24 protein-coding genes and 2 other annotated features (1 of these 26 running past the window's edge) are annotated in these 22,402 nt (G+C 47.7%); of the genes, 22 read left to right on the plus strand and 2 right to left on the minus strand.

Going from position 1 to position 22,402, the window contains the following annotated elements; translation table 11 throughout:
• Nucleotides 1–154, plus strand: a binding site (T-box leader) (it extends 68 nt beyond the left edge of the window).
• Between the two features lie 58 nt (nt 155–212).
• The 20 genes from CXL14_RS10190 (at nt 213) to pheA (ending at nt 18,184) form a co-directional block, all read left to right on the plus strand.
• Complete coding sequence (locus tag CXL14_RS10190) at nt 213–2,855, plus strand: valine--tRNA ligase (RefSeq protein ID WP_014418550.1); 2,643 nt, start codon at nt 213–215, stop codon at nt 2,853–2,855.
• Between the two features lie 58 nt (nt 2,856–2,913).
• The gene (locus tag CXL14_RS10195; protein WP_014418549.1) at nt 2,914–4,206 is read left to right on the plus strand and encodes a bifunctional folylpolyglutamate synthase/dihydrofolate synthase; all 1,293 of its coding nucleotides are present in this window, start codon (nt 2,914–2,916) and stop codon (nt 4,204–4,206) included.
• 139 nt (nt 4,207–4,345) lie between these two features.
• Nucleotides 4,346–5,098: a prepilin peptidase gene (locus tag CXL14_RS10200; protein ID WP_014418548.1), complete on the plus strand. Its 753-nt coding sequence runs from the start codon at nt 4,346–4,348 to the stop codon at nt 5,096–5,098.
• Between the two features lie 126 nt (nt 5,099–5,224).
• Entirely contained in the window at nt 5,225–6,226 is a 1,002-nt protein-coding gene (locus tag CXL14_RS10205; RefSeq protein ID WP_014418547.1) for an SPOR domain-containing protein, read from the plus strand.
• A gap of 140 nt (nt 6,227–6,366) precedes the next feature.
• On the plus strand, nt 6,367–6,936 hold the full coding sequence (locus CXL14_RS10210; protein WP_012118105.1) for a Maf family protein: 570 nt from the start codon (nt 6,367–6,369) through the stop codon (nt 6,934–6,936).
• A 31-nt stretch (nt 6,937–6,967) separates the two neighbouring features.
• Complete coding sequence (gene radC / locus CXL14_RS10215) at nt 6,968–7,663, plus strand: RadC family protein (protein ID WP_007408165.1); 696 nt, start codon at nt 6,968–6,970, stop codon at nt 7,661–7,663.
• A gap of 91 nt (nt 7,664–7,754) precedes the next feature.
• Complete coding sequence (gene mreB / locus CXL14_RS10220; RefSeq protein ID WP_003152647.1) at nt 7,755–8,768, plus strand: cell shape-determining protein MreB; 1,014 nt, start codon at nt 7,755–7,757, stop codon at nt 8,766–8,768.
• A 30-nt stretch (nt 8,769–8,798) separates the two neighbouring features.
• Nucleotides 8,799–9,662 carry a rod shape-determining protein MreC gene (mreC, locus tag CXL14_RS10225; protein WP_007408166.1) on the plus strand — a complete coding sequence of 288 codons (864 nt, stop codon included), beginning with the start codon at nt 8,799–8,801 and terminating at the stop codon, nt 9,660–9,662.
• On the plus strand, nt 9,659–10,177 hold the full coding sequence (mreD, locus tag CXL14_RS10230; RefSeq protein ID WP_007408167.1) for a rod shape-determining protein MreD: 519 nt from the start codon (nt 9,659–9,661) through the stop codon (nt 10,175–10,177). Before mreC ends, mreD begins: the two co-directional genes overlap by 4 nt.
• A 53-nt stretch (nt 10,178–10,230) precedes the next feature.
• Nucleotides 10,231–10,911, plus strand: a complete 681-nt coding sequence (minC, locus tag CXL14_RS10235) for a septum site-determining protein MinC (RefSeq protein WP_003152653.1) — start codon at nt 10,231–10,233, stop codon at nt 10,909–10,911.
• 2 nt (nt 10,912–10,913) lie between these two features.
• Nucleotides 10,914–11,717: a septum site-determining protein MinD gene (minD, locus tag CXL14_RS10240; protein WP_003152655.1), complete on the plus strand. Its 804-nt coding sequence runs from the start codon at nt 10,914–10,916 to the stop codon at nt 11,715–11,717.
• Between the two features lie 127 nt (nt 11,718–11,844).
• Nucleotides 11,845–12,648, plus strand: coding sequence for a M23 family metallopeptidase (locus CXL14_RS10245; RefSeq protein ID WP_014418545.1), 804 nt, complete (start codon nt 11,845–11,847; stop codon nt 12,646–12,648).
• Nucleotides 12,641–13,507: a M50 family metallopeptidase gene (locus CXL14_RS10250; protein WP_014418544.1), complete on the plus strand. Its 867-nt coding sequence runs from the start codon at nt 12,641–12,643 to the stop codon at nt 13,505–13,507. The genes CXL14_RS10245 and CXL14_RS10250 overlap by 8 nt, the downstream gene beginning before the upstream one ends.
• Before the next feature lie 58 nt (nt 13,508–13,565).
• Nucleotides 13,566–13,639 (plus strand) — a sequence feature (ribosomal protein L21 leader region).
• A 13-nt stretch (nt 13,640–13,652) separates the two neighbouring features.
• Nucleotides 13,653–13,961: a 50S ribosomal protein L21 gene (gene rplU / locus CXL14_RS10255; RefSeq protein WP_003152660.1), complete on the plus strand. Its 309-nt coding sequence runs from the start codon at nt 13,653–13,655 to the stop codon at nt 13,959–13,961.
• Between the two features lie 2 nt (nt 13,962–13,963).
• Nucleotides 13,964–14,305 carry a ribosomal-processing cysteine protease Prp gene (locus tag CXL14_RS10260; RefSeq protein ID WP_012118103.1) on the plus strand — a complete coding sequence of 114 codons (342 nt, stop codon included), beginning with the start codon at nt 13,964–13,966 and terminating at the stop codon, nt 14,303–14,305.
• A gap of 12 nt (nt 14,306–14,317) precedes the next feature.
• Nucleotides 14,318–14,602 carry a 50S ribosomal protein L27 gene (gene rpmA / locus CXL14_RS10265; RefSeq protein ID WP_003152662.1) on the plus strand — a complete coding sequence of 95 codons (285 nt, stop codon included), beginning with the start codon at nt 14,318–14,320 and terminating at the stop codon, nt 14,600–14,602.
• Nucleotides 14,603–14,919: 317 nt separating this feature from the next.
• Nucleotides 14,920–15,498: a sporulation initiation phosphotransferase B gene (locus CXL14_RS10270; RefSeq protein WP_014418543.1), complete on the plus strand. Its 579-nt coding sequence runs from the start codon at nt 14,920–14,922 to the stop codon at nt 15,496–15,498.
• A 31-nt stretch (nt 15,499–15,529) separates the two neighbouring features.
• A complete protein-coding gene (gene obgE, locus CXL14_RS10275; protein ID WP_007408172.1) occupies nt 15,530–16,816 on the plus strand; it encodes a GTPase ObgE in 1,287 nt (428 codons plus the stop codon).
• 53 nt (nt 16,817–16,869) lie between these two features.
• Nucleotides 16,870–17,313: a transcriptional regulator ThrR gene (gene thrR / locus CXL14_RS10280; RefSeq protein WP_007408173.1), complete on the plus strand. Its 444-nt coding sequence runs from the start codon at nt 16,870–16,872 to the stop codon at nt 17,311–17,313.
• Nucleotides 17,314–17,326: 13 nt separating this feature from the next.
• Complete coding sequence (pheA, locus tag CXL14_RS10285) at nt 17,327–18,184, plus strand: prephenate dehydratase (protein WP_014418542.1); 858 nt, start codon at nt 17,327–17,329, stop codon at nt 18,182–18,184.
• Between the two features lie 25 nt (nt 18,185–18,209).
• Here the strand turns inward: pheA and CXL14_RS10290 are convergent, their stop codons facing one another.
• Nucleotides 18,210–18,752 carry a transcription repressor NadR gene (locus CXL14_RS10290; RefSeq protein WP_014418541.1) on the minus strand — a complete coding sequence of 181 codons (543 nt, stop codon included), beginning with the start codon at nt 18,750–18,752 and terminating at the stop codon, nt 18,210–18,212.
• Nucleotides 18,749–19,900 (minus strand): IscS subfamily cysteine desulfurase, encoded by a 1,152-nt coding sequence (locus CXL14_RS10295; RefSeq protein ID WP_101287785.1) that lies wholly within the window; start codon nt 19,898–19,900, stop codon nt 18,749–18,751. Before CXL14_RS10295 ends, CXL14_RS10290 begins: the two co-directional genes overlap by 4 nt.
• A 106-nt stretch (nt 19,901–20,006) precedes the next feature.
• Here CXL14_RS10295 and nadB point away from each other — a divergent pair, with 106 nt between their 5' ends.
• Together nadB and nadC are read left to right on the plus strand one after the other, a co-directional pair.
• Complete coding sequence (gene nadB / locus CXL14_RS10300; protein ID WP_014418540.1) at nt 20,007–21,572, plus strand: L-aspartate oxidase; 1,566 nt, start codon at nt 20,007–20,009, stop codon at nt 21,570–21,572.
• On the plus strand, nt 21,554–22,402 hold the full coding sequence (gene nadC, locus CXL14_RS10305; RefSeq protein WP_014721607.1) for a carboxylating nicotinate-nucleotide diphosphorylase: 849 nt from the start codon (nt 21,554–21,556) through the stop codon (nt 22,400–22,402). The genes nadB and nadC overlap by 19 nt, the downstream gene beginning before the upstream one ends.

Raw genomic sequence — 22,402 nt, forward strand, 5'->3', positions numbered from 1 at the left:
CTTCTTATGCCGTCTCATTGGAAGGTCGCCCGGGAGCATAATTTCTTGAACATACAGTAGAGAAATTCGGGCCGCACCCGTTATCCGTTTAAGTGCATGAACAAATCTGTTCATGAAAAAAGGTGGTACCGCGAAAGAGCTTTTCGTCCTTTATCAGGATGAAGGCTCTTTTTTAGTTGCTCAGCCATTTCTAAACATGCTGGAGGGTTATCATGGATACAAATGAACAAACAATGCCGACAAAATATGATCCATCTGCGATTGAAAAAGGCCGCTATGATTTTTGGCTGAAAGGAAAATATTTTGAAGCGGGCGGCGATCAAACGAAACAGCCGTATTCTGTCGTCATTCCGCCGCCGAACGTGACGGGCAGGCTGCACCTCGGACATGCGTGGGATACGACGCTGCAAGATATCGTTACGCGTATGAAACGCATGCAGGGCTATGACGTGCTCTGGCTTCCGGGCATGGACCACGCCGGCATCGCCACTCAGGCAAAAGTCGAAGCGAAACTCCGTGAACAGGGCACAAGCCGTTATGACCTCGGCCGTGAAAAGTTTTTAGAAGAAACGTGGAAGTGGAAAGAAGAGTATGCTGATTTCATCCGCAGCCAATGGGCCAAGATGGGACTCGGACTCGATTATTCGCGCGAACGTTTCACTCTTGATGAAGGGCTGAATAAAGCCGTGCGGGAAGTATTCGTCAAGCTGTACGAGAAAGGCTTGATTTACAGAGGCGAATATATCATCAACTGGGACCCTGCCACAAAAACGGCTTTATCCGATATTGAAGTGATTTACAAAGACGTACAGGGCGCGTTTTATCATTTGCGCTACCCGTTAGCAGACGGTTCAGGCTCAATTGAAATCGCGACCACCCGTCCGGAAACGATGCTTGGCGACACGGCTGTCGCGGTTCATCCTGAAGATGAGCGCTACAAGCACTTAATCGGCAAAACGGTGATTCTGCCGATTACAAACCGCGAAATTCCGATCGTCGGCGATGATTATGTTGATATGGAATTCGGATCAGGCGCCGTTAAAATCACGCCTGCCCATGACCCGAATGACTTTGAACTCGGAAACCGCCACAATTTAGAGCGGATTCTCGTCATGAATGAAGACGGAACAATGAATGAAAAAGCGCTGCAATATAACGGCATGGACCGGTTTGAATGCCGCAAAAAACTCGTCAAAGATCTTCAGGAATCCGGCGTTCTCTTTAAAATCGAAGACCATATGCATTCTGTCGGCCACAGTGAAAGAAGCGGCGCCGTTGTTGAGCCGTACCTGTCCACACAATGGTTTGTCAAAATGCAGCCGCTGGCCGATGCTGCGGTTGACCTTCAGTCAAAAGAAGAGAAAGTTCACTTCGTTCCTGACCGGTTCGAGAAAACGTACCTGCACTGGATGGAAAATATCCGTGATTGGTGTATTTCCCGTCAGCTGTGGTGGGGCCACCGCATCCCGGCTTGGTATCATAAAGAAACAAAAGAAGTGTACGTCGGCCTTGAGGCGCCTGAGGACAGTGAAAATTGGGAACAGGATTCAGACGTGCTTGATACATGGTTCAGCTCCGCGCTTTGGCCGTTTTCTACAATGGGCTGGCCTGATGAAAACGCTGAAGACTTTAAGCGGTATTACTCAACCGATGTTCTTGTAACGGGATATGACATCATTTTCTTCTGGGTATCCCGGATGATTTTCCAAGGTCTTGAGTTTACCGGCGAGCGTCCGTTCAAAGACGTGCTGATTCACGGCTTAATCCGTGACGAGCAGGGCAGAAAAATGAGTAAATCCCTTGGGAACGGCGTGGACCCGATGGATGTCATCGACAAGTACGGAGCGGATTCCCTGCGCTATTTCCTGGCAACCGGAAGTTCACCGGGACAGGATCTCCGTTTCAGCTATGAAAAAGTGGAATCCACATGGAATTTCGCAAATAAAATTTGGAACGCCTCCCGTTTTGCATTAATGAACATGGACGGCATGACGTATGACGAGCTTGATCTGTCCGGTGAAAAATCAGTTGCTGATAAGTGGATCCTCACAAGACTGAATGAAACGATAGAAGACGTAACACAGCTTGCGGATCGTTATGAATTCGGTGAAGTCGGACGCCACCTGTACAACTTTATCTGGGACGATGTGTGCGACTGGTATATCGAAATGGCGAAGCTTCCGCTGTACGGGGAAGATGAAGCGGCGAAGAAAACAACCCGTTCTGTTCTGGCATACGTGCTTGACCAGACGATGCGTCTTCTTCACCCGTTTATGCCATTCTTAACGGAAGAAATCTGGCAGCACCTTCCTCATGAAGGCGAGTCAATCACGATCAGCTCTTGGCCGGTTCCGGTGCCGGAACATACGGATAAAGAGGCAGCGGCGGATATGAAACTGCTCGTCGAATTAATCCGTTCTGTCCGCAATATCCGGAGCGAAGTCAACACGCCGATGAGCAAGCAGGTTGAGCTTTACATTAAAACATCTACGGAAGACATTGCCGGCCGCCTTGAGAAGAACCGTTCTTACGTTGAACGCTTTACGAATCCGAGCACGCTGAAAATCGGGACGGATATCACTGCGGCAGACAAAGCGATGACAGCGGTCGTCACCGGAGCGGAAGTCATTCTGCCGCTTGAAGGGCTGATTAACATTGATGAGGAGATCGCCCGTCTGCAAAAAGAATTCGACAAGCTGACAAAAGAAGTCGAACGCGTTCAGAAAAAACTCGGCAACGAAGGATTCATTAAAAAAGCTCCTGAACATGTCATTGAAGAAGAACGCGGAAAAGAGAAAGACTACACGGCAAAACGCGAAGCTGTCCGGCAGCGGATTGCAGAGCTGAAAGGCTGATAAAACAGCGGGGCGGTTTCCTAAGAAACCGCCTTGTCGTATAAAAGAGGGGATTTCATTGTTTAATACGTACAAAGAAGCGATCAGCTGGATTCACGGCAGACTCAAGTTCGGCGTTAAGCCGGGCCTTCTCCGTATGGAAAAGCTGATGGAAAAACTGGAACACCCGGAAAAGAACATTCGCGCCATTCATGTGGCGGGCACAAACGGCAAAGGATCGACCGTCGCTTTTATCCGTTCCGTGCTTCAAGAAGCCGGTTATACGGTCGGCACGTTCACATCGCCTTACATTATTACGTTTAATGAGCGTATCAGCGTCAACGGCACGCCGATTTCTGATGAGGAATGGAGAACGCTCGTTAATGACATAAAACCGATAGTCGATGAGCTTGATAAGACCGATGCCGGAACGGTGACAGAATTTGAAATCATTACAGCGTGTGCATTTTTATATTTTGCGAAACGGGCTGATATCGATTTTGTCATTTTTGAAGCGGGGCTCGGCGGCACATTTGATTCAACCAATATTGTGAAACCGCTTCTGTCCGTCATTACAAGTATCGGACATGACCATATGGCCATTTTAGGCAATACCATCGAGGAGATCGCCGGGCAGAAAGCCGGTATCATTAAAAATTCCATTCCGGTCATTACGGGCGTCAATCAGCCGGAAGCACTCGGCGTTATTGAAGCGGAAGCCGAAAAAAAGCAGGCTCCGTATCAGTCACTATATAAAACGTGCAGACTGTTTAATGAAGCGGCGCTTCCGTCCGGTGAAAGCTTTTCGCTGGAAACGGAAACGAAATGCTATGAAAACATTCAAACGTCGCTGATCGGCATTCACCAAAGGCAGAATGCGGCATTGGCGATATTGGCCGCTGAATGGATGAATCGTCTGGGAGCCGCAGTCATTTCTGAAGAAGCAATGCGAAACGGTCTGGAAAAAGCTTCATGGCCGGGCCGGTTTGAACGTCTTCAAAGCCGCCCTTTAGTGTTTGCGGACGGCGCGCATAACGAAGAGGGCGTTGAAACGCTGACAGAAACGATCAGGCAGCGCTTTTCCGATAAAAACGTTCATGTCGTATTCAGCGCATTAAAAGACAAACCGTATCAGGAAATGATTAAAAAGCTTGAAACCGAAGCGGACTCTATTCACTTTGTATCATTTGACTTTCCGCGTGCTTCAAGCGCCGAAGCCCTTTACAATGCAAGCAGTCTTGCGGCTAAGAGCTTCGATGAGAACCCAGACAGTGTGAAAGAATGGATAGAACAAAAAGACGGGGCGGATGATGTCATCATCATTACCGGCTCCTTATATTTTATTTCAGAAATGAGAAAGCGGCTTATCTGACAGCCCCTCGGATGCCCGGCAGACCCTTTTCCGGTTTTGCCGGGTGTTTTTATGCTGAAAATATATTTTCAGCCATTTCAGTCATGGTGTTTTTCTTTGCTATAATCTGAGCCAGATTGATAGTAAAGGTGTGGTCTGAGTGCTTTTGTTTCTGTTTTTTCTCGGCTTGATTTTCGGTTCTTTTTTTTATACAGCAGCGTGCCGTATCCCGCTTCGAATCTCGGTTATTTCGCCGCGTTCAGCCTGTTCGTTTTGCCGCTTGCCGCTCTCCTGGGGGGAGCTTGTGCCCGTCGTTTCCTATATTCTGCAAAGAGGCAGATGCAGAAACTGCCGTGCGAAGCTGTCGGTTATGTATCCGGCGGCGGAATGCTGGACGGCGTGTTTATTCACGGCTGCAGGCATTCATTTCGGTTTCTCAAAAGAACTGTTAGTCGCGCTGTTATTTCTGTCTCTGCTCATGATTGTTACCGTGACGGATCTGCAATATATGCTGATTCCTGACAAGGTTCTGCTGTTTTTTCTTCCGCTTTTCATTGCCGGCCGTATGTTTTCTCCGCTGGATACATGGTATGCAGGGTTTGCCGGAGCCGTTTGCGGATTTTTTCTGCTTGTTTTTATCATGTTTGTCAGTAAAGGAGGCATCGGCGCAGGTGATGTGAAACTGTTTGGGGTGATCGGCCTGCCGCTCGGCGTGAAGCTCGTGCTCATTGCATTCTTTCTTTCCGTTATGATCGGAACCGTATACGGTATGTGCGCCGCAGCCCGGGGCAGGCTTGGTAAAAAGCAGCCATTTCCGTTTGCGCCGGCCATCTCAGCCGGGAGCGCTTTGAGTTATTTATACGGAGAAGAGCTGTTTTCGTTTTACATCAAGCTCGCTTCAGGCGGAGCTTAAAAAATTTGGCGAACGTTTTTTGGACAAGACGACAAAAGTCTTGTTCTTTTTTTTTTCGCCTATGCTAAAGTGTGAACCATGATCAGTTCAAGGTACGGCCAAGACGAATGCAAGGGGGAAGAGACGTTGAAAAAAAGGAAGAGCAAAAAGCACAGCAAAGCAAAAAACAATGCCCTTAAAGTAACCATTAACGGACAAGAAGAAACGATGTATGGACAAGAAGATGTGAAAGAAGGCGGGGAGAAAACCGTCACATTTTCAAATTGGGAGGAAACAAAAAAGGCGGAGCAGGAGACCGCCGCATCCCATGAAGATCCGAAAGAAGAAGATTTCAATTGGGATCATGAGAAGAATTCTAAGGTATTTGAAGATGACCCGAAAGTCGTTCCGCCATACCAGAAGAAAAAAACAGGCCCTCATTTTCCGAAAAAAAAGCAGCCGTCTTCTCCAGTTAAAAAAGCGGTCACGACAATTGCCGTTGCGGCTGTTTTAGGCACCGGGCTCGGCCTTGTCGCCTTAAATATGTCGGGAAGTAAAGAAGCCTCCGCTCCGACATCAGCTGACAAAGGTTCACAAGGGCAGACGGCGAAAGCGGGAGATGTTTCTAAAGACAAATCTGAAACAGCCGGCACAGGAGATGCGGAATCTTCAGAGGGAAACTATAAAACATATGCGGTGCAGGCCGGAAAATTTTCATCAGAAAAAGGAGCGCAAACGCTTGTTGACCAGCTGACTGAAAAAGGATACTCGGCCGTCTCACTGGCAAAAGAAGACGGATACACATACGTGATCGCCGGGCTTGCAGCGGAAAAAAGCTTATCACAGCAATTGGGTCAGACACTGATAGACCATGATTTTGAGGCTTGGGGCGGAAAAGAGCTCAGCTTCGCTGTCGATTCAGGACTGGAAAACTCTTTTAAACAAGCATCTGAGCTCTCCGCCAAAGCGATTACCGGCAAAGATCTTTCAAAAACGGAAGTGGCTGAAGCGGCAAAAGCGGCATCCAGCGCAGACGCCGCTGACAAAAAGCAGAAAGAGGCCGTGCTTCAAGCGCTGAAAGAACTGGAAACGTCGGGTTCGGAATCCGGCTGGAAAGCCCAAAAAGAGCTTTTAAGTGTTGTAAAATAGTATCTCATTTCCCGTCATCCGGCGGGATTTTTTATTTTGTCATCAAAAAGTTATTTTTCTGAAATTGTGGTTGCCCGTTTGATTTGGTAGGATAGACAAGTATCTTTTTTTCTTAAGCAAACCCTGAAAGGATGACAATCATGACAAAACGCTTAATACTCGCATCACAATCTCCGCGAAGAAAAGAACTCCTTAATCTTCTTCAGATTCCTTACAGCATTATTGCAAGCCGCACAGAAGAAAAATTAAATCGAAACCTTTCGCCGGAAGAAAACGTCCAATGTTTGGCCGAGCAAAAAGCCGGTGCTGTATTGGCCGAAAATCCCGATGCAGTCGTTATCGGGGCTGACACGATGGTGTGCATAGACGGCGAATGCCTCGGCAAACCGCATGACAGAGAAGAAGCGGCACACATGCTGCGGAGGCTTTCCGGCCGAAGCCATCAAGTCATTACGGCGGTCAGCATTCAGACGCATGACCGGAAAGAAACGTTCTGTGACACGACGGAAGTGACGTTTTGGCCGCTCAGTGAAGACGACATACAGCTCTACATTGAAACAAAAGAACCGATGGATAAAGCAGGTGCATACGGCATCCAAGGAAAAGGCGCGCTTTTAGTGAAAAAAATAGACGGTGATTTTTATTCTGTCGTCGGGCTTCCTGTCGCTAAAACAATGAGAGCCTTGAAAGAATTTAATATAAAAGCTTGATGTTCAAACCGGGAAGGGGAACAAGGAGGGGTTGATCATCCGTGATCTGCCGTTAAAATTAAGAGATTTCCCCGAAAAAGAAAAACCGAGAGAGCGGCTTCTGCACTTCGGAGCCGAACATCTCTCTAACAATGAATTGCTCGCCATCCTGCTGCGGACGGGAACGAAACATGAGTCCGTCATGAACCTCGCTCACCGGCTGCTGCGGACGTTTGACGGGCTGCGACTGTTAAAAGGCGCCTCTGCCCAGGAGCTTTCCAGCATTCCGGGAATCGGCACGGTGAAAGCCGTTCAGATTCTTGCCGCAATTGAGCTGGGGAGCCGCATTCATAAGACATCCGCCGGGGAGCATTGCGTCATCCGCTCTCCGGAAGACGGGGCGAAGTATGTGATGGAGGATATGCGCTTTTTATCCCAGGAGCATTTTGTCTGTTTATATTTAAATACCAAAAATCAAGTCATTCATAAACGCACCGTTTTTATCGGAAGTCTGAATTCATCTATTGTCCACCCGCGGGAGGTGTTTAAAGAAGCTTTCAAACGATCCGCCGCGTCCTTCATTTGCGTTCACAATCATCCTTCAGGAGATCCTACACCGAGCAGGGAAGATATAGAGGTAACCAGGCGGCTTTTTGAGTGCGGAAATTTAATCGGCATCGAGCTGCTGGATCATTTGGTCATTGGTGACAAAAAATTTGTGAGTTTAAAGGAAAAAGGATATTTGTAACACTTTTTTTTTCGTTGATTTAAGATATAATAGATTTTATGAGTTTTTCCCTTTAGGGTATTTTTGCTTTAAGAAAGGAAGATACATACATATGTTCGGAATTGGTACAAGAGACCTTGGTATAGATTTGGGAACCGCGAATACGCTTGTGTTTGTTAAAGGTAAAGGAATCGTAGTGAGAGAGCCGTCTGTCGTTGCTCTGCAAACGGATACGAAGTCCATCGTTGCGGTCGGTAACGATGCGAAAAACATGATCGGAAGAACTCCGGGCAACGTGGTTGCGCTCCGTCCGATGAAAGACGGCGTTATCGCTGACTATGAAACAACTGCGACAATGATGAAATACTACATTAATCAGGCTGTGAAAAATAAAGGATTGTTTGCGAGAAAGCCTTACGTTATGGTGTGTGTGCCGTCAGGTATTACGGCCGTTGAAGAACGGGCGGTCATCGACGCGACAAGACAAGCGGGCGCACGTGACGCTTATCCGATTGAAGAACCGTTTGCGGCAGCAATCGGCGCGAATCTTCCGGTATGGGAGCCGACGGGCAGCATGGTCGTTGATATCGGCGGCGGAACAACTGAAGTGGCGATCATTTCTTTAGGCGGCATTGTTACGTCTCAGTCAATCCGCGTAGCCGGTGACGAAATGGACGACTCAATCATCAGCTATATCAGAAAAACATATAATCTGATGATCGGTGACCGTACGGCGGAAGCTATTAAAATGGAAATCGGTTCAGCAGAAACCGGTGAAGAAAATGCGTCAATGGAAATCCGCGGCCGCGATCTTCTGACAGGTCTGCCGAAAACGATCGAAATCACGGGAACGGAAATTGCAAATGCACTGCGTGATACAGTTCTCTCAATCGTTGACGCGGTGAAGAGCACGCTTGAAAAAACACCGCCTGAGCTGGCCGCTGACATTATGGACAGAGGTATTGTATTAACAGGGGGAGGCGCCCTGCTCCGCAATCTCGACAAAGTCATCAGCGACGAAACGAAAATGCCTGTTCTTATCGCTGAAGATCCGCTGGATTGTGTTGCGATCGGCACTGGAAAAGCACTGGAGCACATCCATCTTTTCAAAGGAAAAACAAGATAATCAGGAGTTAAATAGAAGAGGTGTATCACGATGCCGAACAAACGGTTAATGCTATTACTTCTGTGTATTATCATATTGGTGGCTATGATTGGATTCTCGCTGAAGAACGGCCGTAATACCACCTGGCCTGAAAAGCTGATCGGTGATACGACGGGAGTATTTCAAAACATTTTTCACACGCCTGCCGAATATTTTGCAGGGTTCTTCGGGGACATAAAAGACCTGAAAAACACGTACAAGGAAAACGAACGCTTAAGACAAAAGCTGGACGGACAGACACAATATGAAGCGAAGCTCCAAGAACTCAAAGATGAAAACAAGAAGCTGCGTGATGAACTCGGGCATGTCAAATCAATTTCCGACTATGATCCGATTTTAGCGACCGTTATCGCCAGAAACCCTGATCAATGGTACAAGCAGATCATGATCAATAAGGGAACGAAGCAGAAAGTGGCCAAAGACATGGCTGTCACGAACGAAAAGGGTGCGCTGGTCGGGAAGATCAAAAGCAGCGGACTCAACAGTTTCACATCCGCCGTTCAGCTGCTGAGCGATGTTGACCGCAATAACAGAGTGGCCACCAAAATCTCCGGCAAAAAGGGAAGCAAAGGCTACGGTTTAATTGAAGGGTACGATAAAAAGAAACAGACCCTGAAAATGACCATCCTTGAGCCGGATGAAAAACGTGAAGTGAAAAAAGGCGACCTCGTGGAGACATCTGGAACGGGCGGCGTATTTCCTCAAGGGCTGACGGTCGGGGAAGTGACCGATGTAGAATCAGATGCTTACGGCCTGACGAAAATCGCTTACGTGAAACCGGCTGCCGACCTGTACGATCTTGACCATGTCATCGTCGTGAACCGAAGCGTAGCAACAGGGGAGGAAGGATCGTGAAACGTTTCCTTCTCCCTTTGATTATGATTTTGGTCTTTTGTGCGGAAAGCATCTATACGGATCTGGTGCGTTTTCCTTTCGTTTCCGTCGAGCAGCAGGTCGTTCCGCATTTTCTTTTGCTTGCGCTGATTTTTATGTCCGCTTATATCAACCAAAAGCATGCGGTGATCTACGGTTTGATTTTCGGATTTCTTTATGACATCAATTATACGGGTGTTTTAGGCGTTTATATGTTTGGTTTTGCCGGTTTATGCTATCTGGCGGCCAAAGCGTTTAAAGTGCTGCAGACAAACGCCCTGATGGTCATTCTGGTCGCGGTGCTGAGCGTATGTGTGCTTGAATTTTACGTCTACGGCATTCAGACGTTAATCCGCAGCGGCACAATGACGTTTAACGATTTTGTCATTCAGCGGTTCTTGCCGACTGCTTTGCTGAATATTGCGGGGGCCGTTATATTAGTCCTGCCCTTCAGGCTGTTTTATATAAGTCTGAAGAAAGAATTAAGAGATGAGTAAAAAGGATTTTATCTTTTTTTGACGAAAAGAGTATGTTGTTGAGGTGAACATTGATGAAGACCAAAAAGCAGCAATATGTAACAATAAAAGGAACAAAAAACGGCTTAACATTGCATCTGGATGATGCATGTTCTTTTGATGAGCTTCTCGATGGTCTTCAAAACATGCTGTCGATTGAACAATATACTGATGGCAAAGGCCAAAAAATCAGTGTTCATATTAAACTCGGGCATCGGTATCTGTATCAGGAACAGGCAGAGCAGCTGACTGATCTGATCGCGTCAAAGAAAGATTTAGTCGTGCATTCAATTGACAGTGAAGTCATCGCCAAAGAAGAAGCGCAGCGGATGAAAGAGGAGCAGGAAATTGTTTCTGTTTCCAAAATCGTCCGTTCGGGCCAGGTGCTTCACGTGACGGGAGATTTGCTTTTAATCGGAGATGTGAATCCCGGCGGTACGATCAGAGCCGGAGGAAATATATTTGTTCTCGGTTCATTAAAAGGGATTGCCCACGCGGGTTATAACGGAAATAACCGGGCTGTGATCGCCGCATCCGAAATGATGCCGACACAATTGAGGATCAATCACGTGTTAAATCGCTCCCCAGACCACATTCAAAAAGGGAACGACATGGAATGTGCTTATTTAGATACTGACGGAAATATGGTCATTGAACGCCTTCAGCAATTGGCTCATTTAAGACCTGATCTAACAAGGCTTGAGGGAGGAATGTGAAATTGGGTGAGGCTATCGTAATAACTTCGGGAAAAGGCGGAGTAGGTAAAACAACAACATCGGCAAACCTCGGTACCGCCTTAGCCATTTTAGGGAAGCGCGTCTGTTTGGTAGACACAGATATCGGACTGCGCAACCTTGATGTCGTAATGGGTCTTGAAAACAGAATTATTTACGACTTAGTAGATGTAATTGAAGGCAGATGCAAGACGCATCAGGCGCTTGTCAAAGACAAACGTTTTGATGATCTGCTTCATTTAATGCCGGCTGCCCAGACAAGCGACAAGACGGCTGTTGTCCCTGAGCAGATCAAATCGCTTGTGCAGGAGCTTAAGCAGGAATTTGATTATGTCATTATTGATTGTCCGGCCGGAATTGAACAAGGCTATAAAAATGCCGTCTCCGGAGCTGATAAGGCGATTGTTGTGACGACGCCGGAAATATCAGCGGTGCGGGACGCTGACCGCATTATCGGACTTTTGGAGCAGGAAGATATTGAACCGCCGCGCCTTATCGTGAACCGCATCAGAAATCACCTGGTGAAAAACGGTGACACGATGGATGTGGATGAAGTTGTTCATCATCTGTCTATTGATCTCCTCGGAATCGTTGCTGACGATGATGAAGTGATCAGGGCTTCAAATATCGGCGAACCGATTGCCATGAATTCCAAAAACCGCGCCAGCATTGCGTACCGCAATATCGCCCGGCGCATTTTAGGAGAATCCGTTCCTTTGCAGGTGCTTGAAGAGCAGCAAAAAGGGATGATGGCGAAAATCAAGTCATTTTTCGGCGTGCGTTCATAATATATACCAGAATACAAAGATCTGATGAAGCCCAGCTTATCAGGTCTTTTTTGTTTTTCAAGAGCGCATATTTGCAATGGACAAGACATAGGATGTACAAACCCAACGATTGCAAAGGATGATGGCGATGAGTCACAGAGCTGATGAAATTAGAAAAAGACTGGCCAAAAGAAGAAAACAGCGGCCTGAATCAAAACTTACTTTCGTTCAAAACGCCCAAACACAGAATTTTCCCGCGTGGCAGACGGTCAAGGAGCAGGAAAAGCACAAGCTTCTACCGGACTACGAATATCAAACGGAACACCCGCCCGAATTTAACGGACGGCATCCATTGATCAGCGCTCATTCTATTATTTTAAAATGCCTGCTGGCCGCCTGTCTCGTACTGATCTCCGCTATTGCCTATAAAACCGACAAACAGCCGCTGAGTCAGATCAAACCGGCGATCGCACAAACCTTTCAAAAAGAATTTCAGTTTGCTGCCGTAAGCAATTGGTTCGTATCTTCCTTCGGAAACCCGCTCGCTTTTCTTACGCCGGGAACGAAAAAGAAGGACGGTCAGGTGGCGGTCAGTCAGGATATGGCCGTTCCTGCCGCGGGGAAAATCCAGCAGGACTTTCAAAATAACGGAGAGGGCGTCGTCGTCGAAACCGCCAGCGAAGCCATTGACAGCGTAAAAGAAGGCTACATTATGGAAGTGAGCAAAGATAAAAAAACAGGACTGACGGTGAAGGTGCAGCATGCCGACAATACCAGCAGCATTTACGGCCGGCTAAAAGATGTTAACGTTTCATTGTATGACTTTGTCGATAAAGGGAAAAAGATCGGTTCGATCAAGCTCAACGATAAAAGTAAAGGCCAGTACTATTTCGCGATCCAGGATGGCGATAAATTCATAGATCCGATCCAGGTGATCACTTTTGATGAATAAATGGCTCAGCCTCCTTTTCAAAGTTCATGTCCATCCTTTTCTTTGGATTATCATGGGGCTTGGTCTTATGACGGGGCACATCAAAGCGCTGCTGTGTCTTTTGCTGGTCGTATCCGTTCATGAGCTGGGGCATGCTGCTCTGGCTGTGTTTTTTTCGTGGCGCATTAAACGAATCTTTCTGCTCCCTTTCGGCGGGACGGTTGAGGTGGAGGAGCACGGAAACCGGCCGCTTAAAGAGGAATTTGCGGTCATCCTGGCGGGCCCGCTTCAGCATGTGTGGCTTCAGGCGGCAGCCTGGCTCTTTTTCATGTCAGGTTTTGCAAGTGAGCAGACATTTGAGATGTTTACCTTTTATAATCTCTCCATTCTTTTCATCAATCTTTTGCCGATCTGGCCGCTTGACGGCGGAAAGTTTGTGTTTTTATACTTTTCTAAACAAATGGCTTTTCAAAAAGCGCATCTCCTCAGCCTGCAGACATCGGCCGTTTCCGCGCTTTTGCTCTGCTGCTGGATTGTGCTGGCCGTCCCCCTTCAGGTCAGCGCATGGGTGCTGTTCGTCTTTCTCGCCGCTTCTTTATGGGATGAATACCGGAAGCGGCATTATATTCAGCTGAGGTTTCTTTTGGAGAGATACTACGGCAAAAACCGTGATGTCACCATGCTGCATCCTTTGACGGTCGCGGCCGATGCCAAAGTGAAGCATGTCATGGCCGAATTCAAACGGGGATGCAAGCACCCCATTATCGTTGAAAAAGCTGGCGAAAAGCTCAGCCAGCTCGATGAAAATGAAGTGCTTCATGCGTATTTTGCCGATAAACGGACAGATTCCTCTATGGAAGACCTGCTGCTGCCTTACTAGAAATAGATTGACATATCCTTTTGGTTCTGATATATTTTTTAATGTTATGGATGTAGCACCAATGCTACAACCGCTCGGGACAGGTGATAAGAGCTTTAAAGCCCCCTGTTGCTGGCGAGTCTTAGTCTAATAGGAGGTGCAGAGAATGTACGCAATCATTAAAACAGGCGGAAAACAAATCAAAGTTGAAGAAGGTCAAACTGTTTACATCGAAAAACTTGCTGCTGAAGCAGGTGAAACAGTGACGTTTGAAGACGTATTGTTTGTTGGCGGAGACAGCGTGAAAGTCGGCAACCCAACAGTTGCAGGCGCGACAGTTACAGCTAAAGTTGAAAAACAAGGCCGTGCGAAAAAAATCACTGTTTTCCGTTACAAGCCAAAGAAAAATGTTCATAAAAAACAAGGTCATCGTCAGCCTTATACTAAATTGACAATCGAAAAAATCAACGCGTAAGCATGATTGAGGCAACAATTCGAAGATCCCGGAATGACGGGGGCATTTTGTCCTTTGAAATGACGGGACATGCCGATTTTGCTGAACATGGACGAGATCTCGTATGCGCCGGGGTCACGGCTGTCGTTTTCGGAGCGGTCAATGCGGTTATCGCGCTGGCTCCTCTCGAACCGATTCTTGATATAGGCGAGGACGGGGGTTATTTCTACTTTGAATTCCCTGAAGCCGCTGATCAGGAAGCTTTGCAAAAAGCGCAGCTGCTGATTGAAGGCATGATTGTTTCTCTTGAAACGATCGAGCGGGATTACAGTGAACACTTACGGTTGACTGCAAACCAAATATAGGAGGTGAGTTACATGCTTAGATTAGATCTTCAGTTTTTCGCTTCTAAAAAAGGTGTAGGTTCTACAAAGAACGGACGTGACTCTGAATCTAAACGTTTAGGCGCTAAACGTGCAGACGGTCAATTCGTAACAGGCGGATCTATCCTTTACCGTCAACGCGGAACGAAAATCTACCCAGGTGAAAACGTGGGCCGCGGAGGAGATGACACTCTTTTTGCTAAAATCGACGGAACTGTTAAATTCGAACGTTTCGGCCGTGACCGCAAAAAAGTGAGCGTATATCCTGTAGCTCAATAATGACACAAAAAACTCCGGTCGTTGACTGGAGTTTTTTTTGCAGTAAGCGGAGTAACATCAAGAATGAAAAGCAGAGGATGCGTGAGTGAACCCCGCCTTGAATGAGGACATCAGCTTCCCATACCCACTGGATATGTTCCCCAAGCAGTGATACCAAAAATGTTTCTGCCTGGCATCCGCATTGTATGCGATCCGAAAAAGGAACATGATGAACCAGGAAAAACAAGTGTTTTTTTAACAAAGCCTTCTCTGTTATAATTCATAGTACACACTTATCAAGACTCCTAAAAAGAAATTAAACGATTGGGAGTGCGAAAATGAAGGATGTATCGAAGAAACAAGAAGAACCTGTAAGCGATGCGGCTCTGATCAATGAGCTGATCCAATTAATGGGCCATTTCCGTCATGATTGGATGAATAAGCTGCAGCTGATAAAAGGAAACTTAAGTTTGCAGAAGTATGACAGGGTCGTTGAAATTATTGACGAAATGGTCATAGATGCAAAGCACGAATCAAAGCTCTCAAACCTGAAAACCCCGCACTTGGCGTTTGACTTTCTTACATTTAATTGGAAGTCCCGTTATATGAGGCTCGAATACGAAGTGCTCGGAGAAATTAAAGATTTATCGGCATATGATCAAAAGCTGTCGAACCTGATGAGAAAACTGTTTCATCTGTTCGGTCTGGCGGTAAACAATGAAAGTGAAAATCATCTGACCGTATCGCTGCAGACGGATCACCCTGACAGACAGCTTATTGTATATCTCGATTTTCATGGAACGATTGCAAATGCAGATGTGTTTGATGAATTTCGCAAATCCCGGTATGAGGACTTTGATGTCATGCAATTTGAGCTGACCGGCCATGAATGTGTGGCCGAAATTGGAATGAACTAGCGGTTTTTTACGGTTTAGAACGGAGGATATTATGTTTGTAGATCAGGTGAAAGTATATGTAAAAGGCGGCGACGGCGGTAACGGAATGGTTGCGTTCCGCCGTGAAAAATATGTGCCGAAAGGCGGGCCTGCCGGCGGTGACGGAGGTAATGGAGGCGACGTCGTTTTTGAGGTTGATGAAGGACTGCGCACGCTCATGGACTTCCGGTACCAGCGGCATTTCAAAGCGATACGCGGCGAGCACGGCATGTCTAAAAACCAGCACGGCAGAAATGCGGACGATATGGTTGTTAAAGTTCCGCCCGGCACAGTCGTAACGGATGACGATACAAAACAGGTCATTGCCGATCTGACTGAGCACGGGCAGCGCGCCGTCATCGCAAAAGGCGGACGCGGCGGACGCGGAAATACCCGCTTTGCGACACCGGCCAACCCGGCACCGCAGCTGTCAGAGCACGGAGAGCCCGGAAAAGAGCGCTATATCGTGCTTGAACTGAAAGTGCTTGCAGACGTAGGTCTCGTCGGCTTCCCGAGCGTCGGAAAATCTACGCTTCTGTCTGTCGTTTCATCGGCAAAGCCGAAAATTGCCGATTATCATTTTACAACGCTTGTTCCGAATCTGGGCATGGTGGAAACGGATGACGGAAGAAGCTTCGTCATGGCGGATCTGCCCGGTTTGATTGAAGGAGCGCACGAAGGAGTCGGCTTAGGCCACCAATTTCTCCGCCATATCGAACGGACGCGTGTCATCGTTCATGTCATTGACATGTCAGCGATGGAAGGCCGTGATCCGTATGAGGATTATGTGACCATTAATCAGGAGCTCAGTGAATATAATCTGCGGCTGACGGAGCGTCCGCAAATTATCGTTGCGAATAAAATGGACATGCCCGAGGCGGCTGAAAATCTTAAAGCGTTTAAAGAAAAGCTTCAGGATGATCACCCTGTCTTCCCGATCAGCGCGGTGACGAGAGAAGGGCTCCGCGATCTTCTGTTTGAAGTCGCCAACCAGCTGGAAACAACGCCTGAATTCCCGCTGTATGATGAAGAAGAACTGGCGGAAAACCGCGTGATGTACACGATGGAAGATGAAGAAATTCCATTTAACATTACCCGTGATCCGGACGGTGCGTTTGTGCTTTCAGGTGACAGCCTGGAACGCCTCTTTAAAATGACTGACTTCTCCCGTGACGAATCCGTCAAGCGTTTTGCAAGACAGATGCGCGGTATGGGCGTTGATGAAGCGCTCAGAGAACGCGGTGCTAAAGACGGCGATATCATCCGGCTTCTGGAATTTGAATTTGAATTTATTGATTAAAAAAACGGAGAGCTTGCAATGCAGGCTCTCTGATGTAAAAGGGAGGGGTGCAGGTGAAAGAAGAGACATTTTATTTAGTGCGTGAAGACGTTCTGCCTGATGCGATGCGGAAAACCCTTGAAGTCAAAAAGCTGCTCGACAGAAAAAAGGCTGAATCGGTTGCAGATGCCGTGCAGAAAGTTGATTTAAGCAGAAGCGCTTTTTACAAATACCGAGATGCGGTTTTCCCTTTTTACACGATGGTTAAAGAACAAATAATCACACTTTTCTTTCATTTGGAGGATCGGTCAGGCGCGTTATCCCAGCTTTTGCAGGCGGTGGCTGACTCAGGAAGCAACGTGCTTTCCATTCACCAGACGATTCCGCTTCAGGGCAGGGCGAATGTCACGCTCTCAATCAGTACGTCCGCAATGGAAGAAAACATTCATACGTTAATGAATAAACTGAGAAAATTTGATTTTATAGAAAAAGTTGAGATCTTAGGGTCAGGCGCGTAAGGAGAGAAGAGACATGAAAGTCGGTTATTTAGGGCCAGAAGCCACATTTACACATCTAGCAGTCAGTTCCTGCTTTCAAAACAGCGTGACACAAGTACCTTATCAAACAATACCGGCATGCATGGATGCGGCGGTTGCGGGAGAAGTTGATCTTGCATTTGTTCCTTTGGAAAACGCGCTGGAGGGTTCGGTTAACTTAACGATTGACTATTTGATTCATGAGCAGCCTCTTGCGATCGTGGGGGAAATGACGCTGCCGATTCACCAGCATCTGCTCGTTCACCCTTCGAGAGAAAATGAGTGGAAAAAGCTTGAGAAAATTTATTCTCATTCCCATGCGATTGCGCAATGCCACAAATTTCTTCACCGGCATTTTTCGTCCGTTCCTTATGAGTATGCGAAGTCAACAGGTGCGGCTGCCAAGTATGTCAGTGAGCATTCGGACCTTCCGATCGGCGTGATTGCAAATGAAATGGCCGCCGCTACATACGGATTGAGCATCGTGAAGCGGGATATTCAGGATTATCAGGACAACCACACGAGATTTGTCATTCTTTCGCCTGAAAAAGACGTCTCATTCGAAGTGAATGCGAAACTGTCTTCACGGCCGAAAACGACGATGATGGTAACGCTTCCCCAAGATGACCAATCAGGTGCGCTGCACAGGGTGCTGTCCGCTTTTTCATGGAGAAACCTGAATTTATCAAAGATCGAATCGCGCCCGACAAAAACGGGTCTCGGCAACTATTTCTTTATTATTGATATTGAACAGGCGATGGATCAGGTTCTCATTCCCGGTGCCGTTCAAGAGATGGAAGCCCTCGGCTGCCGGGTCAAGCTTCTGGGAACATATCAATCCTATTCGATATAAAAAAAGCCCTTCAGGGGGCTTTTTTTTAATCTTTTATTAAAATACCCGCGTCGTCCAGCGCTTGGCAGGCTTGGTCAATCCGCTCTTTTGTCGGGGCGCTTAACGTATGGAGGTGCACGCCTCCGGTCAGCTGTGAAAGGTAAGCGGCATTTGTCGAGTTAATGTGATCCATGAATTGTTTGACTTCTTTCCGTGTGCTGACTCTTATGGCGGCGGTTAAATCGCCGTATACGGGGTGTTCAATAATGACGTCCTTTATGGTGACGCCTTCATCGACAATGAGTTCAAGCTCTTCTTCCGTCCGCTCCGGGCCGTGCAGACAGGCGACAATCCGTTCGGCATTTTTTTCGCCGCCGGCATTCATGCTGATGTATAAGTAGCCTTGGCTCGTCGCGATGATCGGCTCGTTTTTTGCTTTCAAGAGTGATATGTCCTGCACGATCACCTGTCTTGAGACATTTGCTTTTTTGGCCAATTCGCCTCCTGTTAATGGCGAGCCGGCTTCTTTCAGCCAATGAAGCAGCATGTCGCGTCTTTTCTCCCCAGTAAGCTTCGTTCCTTCTGTCAAATTGCTGATTCTCCTTTCTTTTGCTCCCACAGCGCCGTAAATGTATGTATCAGCATATCGAGCTGTTCACATGTTGTTTCGTTTCCGAATGAGATTCGGAAAAACTGCCGCGCTTCCCGTTCGGTTTTTCTCAGCGCCTTCATAGCTGAAGAAGGGCCGTGGCTGCCGGCGGAACATGCGCTCCCGGTTGAGATGCAAATATCGTTACGATTACATTCTAACATAATATATTGTCCTTCAAAGGAGTGAAAAAAACACCCGACAATGTGGGGCAGGCATTCACCGCCGGTTTCTTCCTCTGAAAATGAAATGGGGAGGCCTTGACGCCGAATTTGGTCATACAAATAATTCCTCAGCCTGTCAGCATGCTCACGGTGTTCCTCCATATGTTTCACTGCATACTCCGCAGCAGCGGTAAAAGCGCCGATGGCCGGCACATTCACCGTACCGGGCCTGAACCCGTTTTCATGCACGGTATGCGGATAAACCGGGTTCCAGCTGACACCGGGCCGAATGTAAACAGCCCCGGTGCCTTTCGGGCCGTATACTTTATGACCGGAGACGGAAAGGGCGTCGATTCCCGCCTGATCCGCATCAATCGGCAGTTTGCCGAAACTTTGAACACAATCGCAATGAAGCAAAATGTTTCTCTGGTGAAGAAAAGCGGCCAGGCGATCCACAGGCTGGATGAGGCCGGTTTCTGAATTGGCGTGCTGTATGGAAACGAGCCCCGTGTCAGGACGGATATGAGCCGCCAGTATGTCCTCGGTTATAAGGCCGTTTTCGTCGGGATATATGATGGTGACATCAATTCCCCGGTCAGCTAAAAACGCCGCGGCATTATGGATCGAATGGTGTTCCATTGCGGTCGTAATAAAATGTTTTTTGTGAACGGGCAGACCGTGCAGCAATGATTGGACGGCCAGGATGTTCGCTTCCGTTCCGCCGCTTGTAAAGTAAATGCCGTCTGCGGCTCCGCCGATCAATTTTCCTGCAGAATGTCTGCAATATTCCAGCACGTCCGCCGCTCTTCCTCCGGCGTCATGAAGGCTGCTTGCATTGCCGTATACCTCTGTGCTGAGATGCTGAAAGACTTTTGCGGCTTCTTTGCTTAAAGGCGCTCCCGCCGCGTAATCAAGATAAATCATACAGCCCGTCTCCTATCCGTTTATGTTAAAAAAAAGCTTGAGTTTATTTTATCGCTGTGTAAATATAGGTGTCAAGACAGGTGTAAATATAACAGGAGGGTGATGTATGTCTGAAAAAACAATTATCGTCATTGGTTCGGGGACGGCGGCCCTTGCCTGTGCTTCCTCATTTCCTCCGTCATACCAAGTGACCGTCATCACAAAGAGAAACGTAACGAACAGCAATTCGCATTATGCTCAAGGCGGGATTGCTGTTTCATACGCAAAAGATGACTCGATAGAATCCCATGTGAACGATACACTGTATGCGGGATGCGGACACAATGACGTGACAGCCGTGCGGCATTTGCTGAAAAGCGGACAGAGCATGATAAACAGGCTGATAGAAGGCCATTTCCCTTTTGATACGAAGTCGGACGGAACGTTTTGTCTCGGCAGGGAAGGCGCTCATTCCAAAAGGAGGATTCTGCACGCCGGGGGAGATGCGACCGGACGGATGTTGGTTGAGTTTCTGGTTCAGCAGCTGAGGGACGGCATTCGGATCATTGAACACGAGACGGTTGTTGATCTGCTGATTGAACACGGGCGATGCGCAGGCGTTGCCGTAAAGGATGCTTCAGGCGCCGTTTCTTACAGAAGAGCGGATTGTGTAGTGCTTGCATCAGGCGGCTGCGGCAGTCTGTACCAATATCACACAAATGATTCCGCCATAACGGGAGACGGCATCGCTCTTGCCTTCCGCGCTGGAGCTGAGATCACGGATATGGAGTTCACCCAGTTCCACCCGACCCTCCTTGTGAAAAACGGGACTGTGTACGGTCTGATTTCTGAAGCAGTGAGAGGAGAAGGCGGATATTTAGCGGATCGCTTCGGGCGCAGGATCATGGCTGGCAGACACGCACTAGAAGATTTGGCGCCCCGGGATGTGGTTTCACGGGCGATTTATGAAGAAATGATGAGAGAAAATCCTGTTTTTATAAATTGCAGCCGAATAGCCGATTTTAAGAAACGTTTTCCGACCATAACAGAAATTTGTCAAACAGCCGGTGTTGATCTTGAAAGCGGAATTCCCGTAGCACCCGGAATGCATTTTTTAATGGGCGGAGTAAAAGCCGATACATGGGGGAAAACGTCCGTGCCTGATTTGTACGCTATAGGCGAGACCGCCTGCACAGGCTTGCACGGGGCGAACCGCCTTGCGAGCAACTCACTGCTGGAAGCGCTGGCAAGCGGGCAACGATGTGCTGAACATATCATTCAAACACCGTTAAACGGAAGATATAAAAAAACCCCGAAGAAATTTGACGTCATCTTAGAAGTGCCGGACACAACGCTTCATGTGCTCCAAGCCAAAATGACAACCGGAGCGGGCATCGTCAGGGAAAAAGAAAACATGCAGGCGCTGGCATCCTGGCTTAACAACGTATCTGTGCGTCATATAAATGTGAAGGAAATCACAATAGAACAAGCCGAGCTATCCTGCCTATGGAAGACTGCGCAACTTGTTGTGACCTCAGCCCTTATTCGGGAAGAAAGCAGGGGAGCTCATTTTCGCGCTGATTTTCCCGGGACGGAGAAAGAGTGGCACGGAAAACAAATCATTCATTCAACATCTGGAACAGTTATCAGAAAAAACGAAAGGATTGGGGAACTATGGACATTCTGCAGCTGAAACAAATGCTGACTCATTTTTTTCAGGAAGATATCGGAACGGGTGATGCGACGTCACAAGCGATTTTTTCTGATCAGCAATGTAAAGCGCGAATCATCGCAAAAACAGATGGCGTGTTTGCCGGAGAAGCCGTTATCCGTGAAGGATGGAAGCTTTTACACGATGATATCCGCATCCGCTCCCTGAAAAAAGACGGAGAACGGATGAAAAAAGGAGACGTGCTCGCTGAAATGGAAGGCCAGGCGGCGGCTCTTCTTACGGGGGAGCGGGTCATTCTGAATCTCTTACAAAGAATGTCAGGCATTGCGACAATGACGGATGAGGCCAAAAGGCGTCTTGATGATCCGTCCATTAAGATTTGTGATACGAGAAAAACGACACCCGGGCTCAGAATGCTGGAAAAATACGCCGTTCGGGTCGGAGGCGGCTTTAATCATCGCTTCGGCTTATATGACGGCATCATGATAAAAGATAATCATATTGCCGCCTGCGGATCGATAAAGGCGGCCATGGAGCGGGCAAGAAAAACGGCGGGGCAGATGCTTGCGGTGGAAGTCGAAATCGAATCCGAACAGCAGCTGCTCGAGGCAATAGAAGCGGGCGCAGACGTTATTATGTTTGACAACTGTCCGCCTGAGTCCGTCCGGCGTTTTGCAGGCATGACACCGGGCCATATCAAAACGGAAGCATCCGGAGGCATAACGCTCGACACATTGCCCGCTTATAAAGGAACGGGCGTCCAATATATTTCACTCGGATTTCTGACTCATTCAGTAAAAAGCGCCGACATCAGCATGGATGTTGAGGCTGCGGAACAGGGGGATTTTTAA

Source organism: Bacillus sp. SJ-10 (assembly GCF_002843505.1).
GTDB classification, from domain to species: domain Bacteria; phylum Bacillota; class Bacilli; order Bacillales; family Bacillaceae; genus Bacillus; species Bacillus velezensis.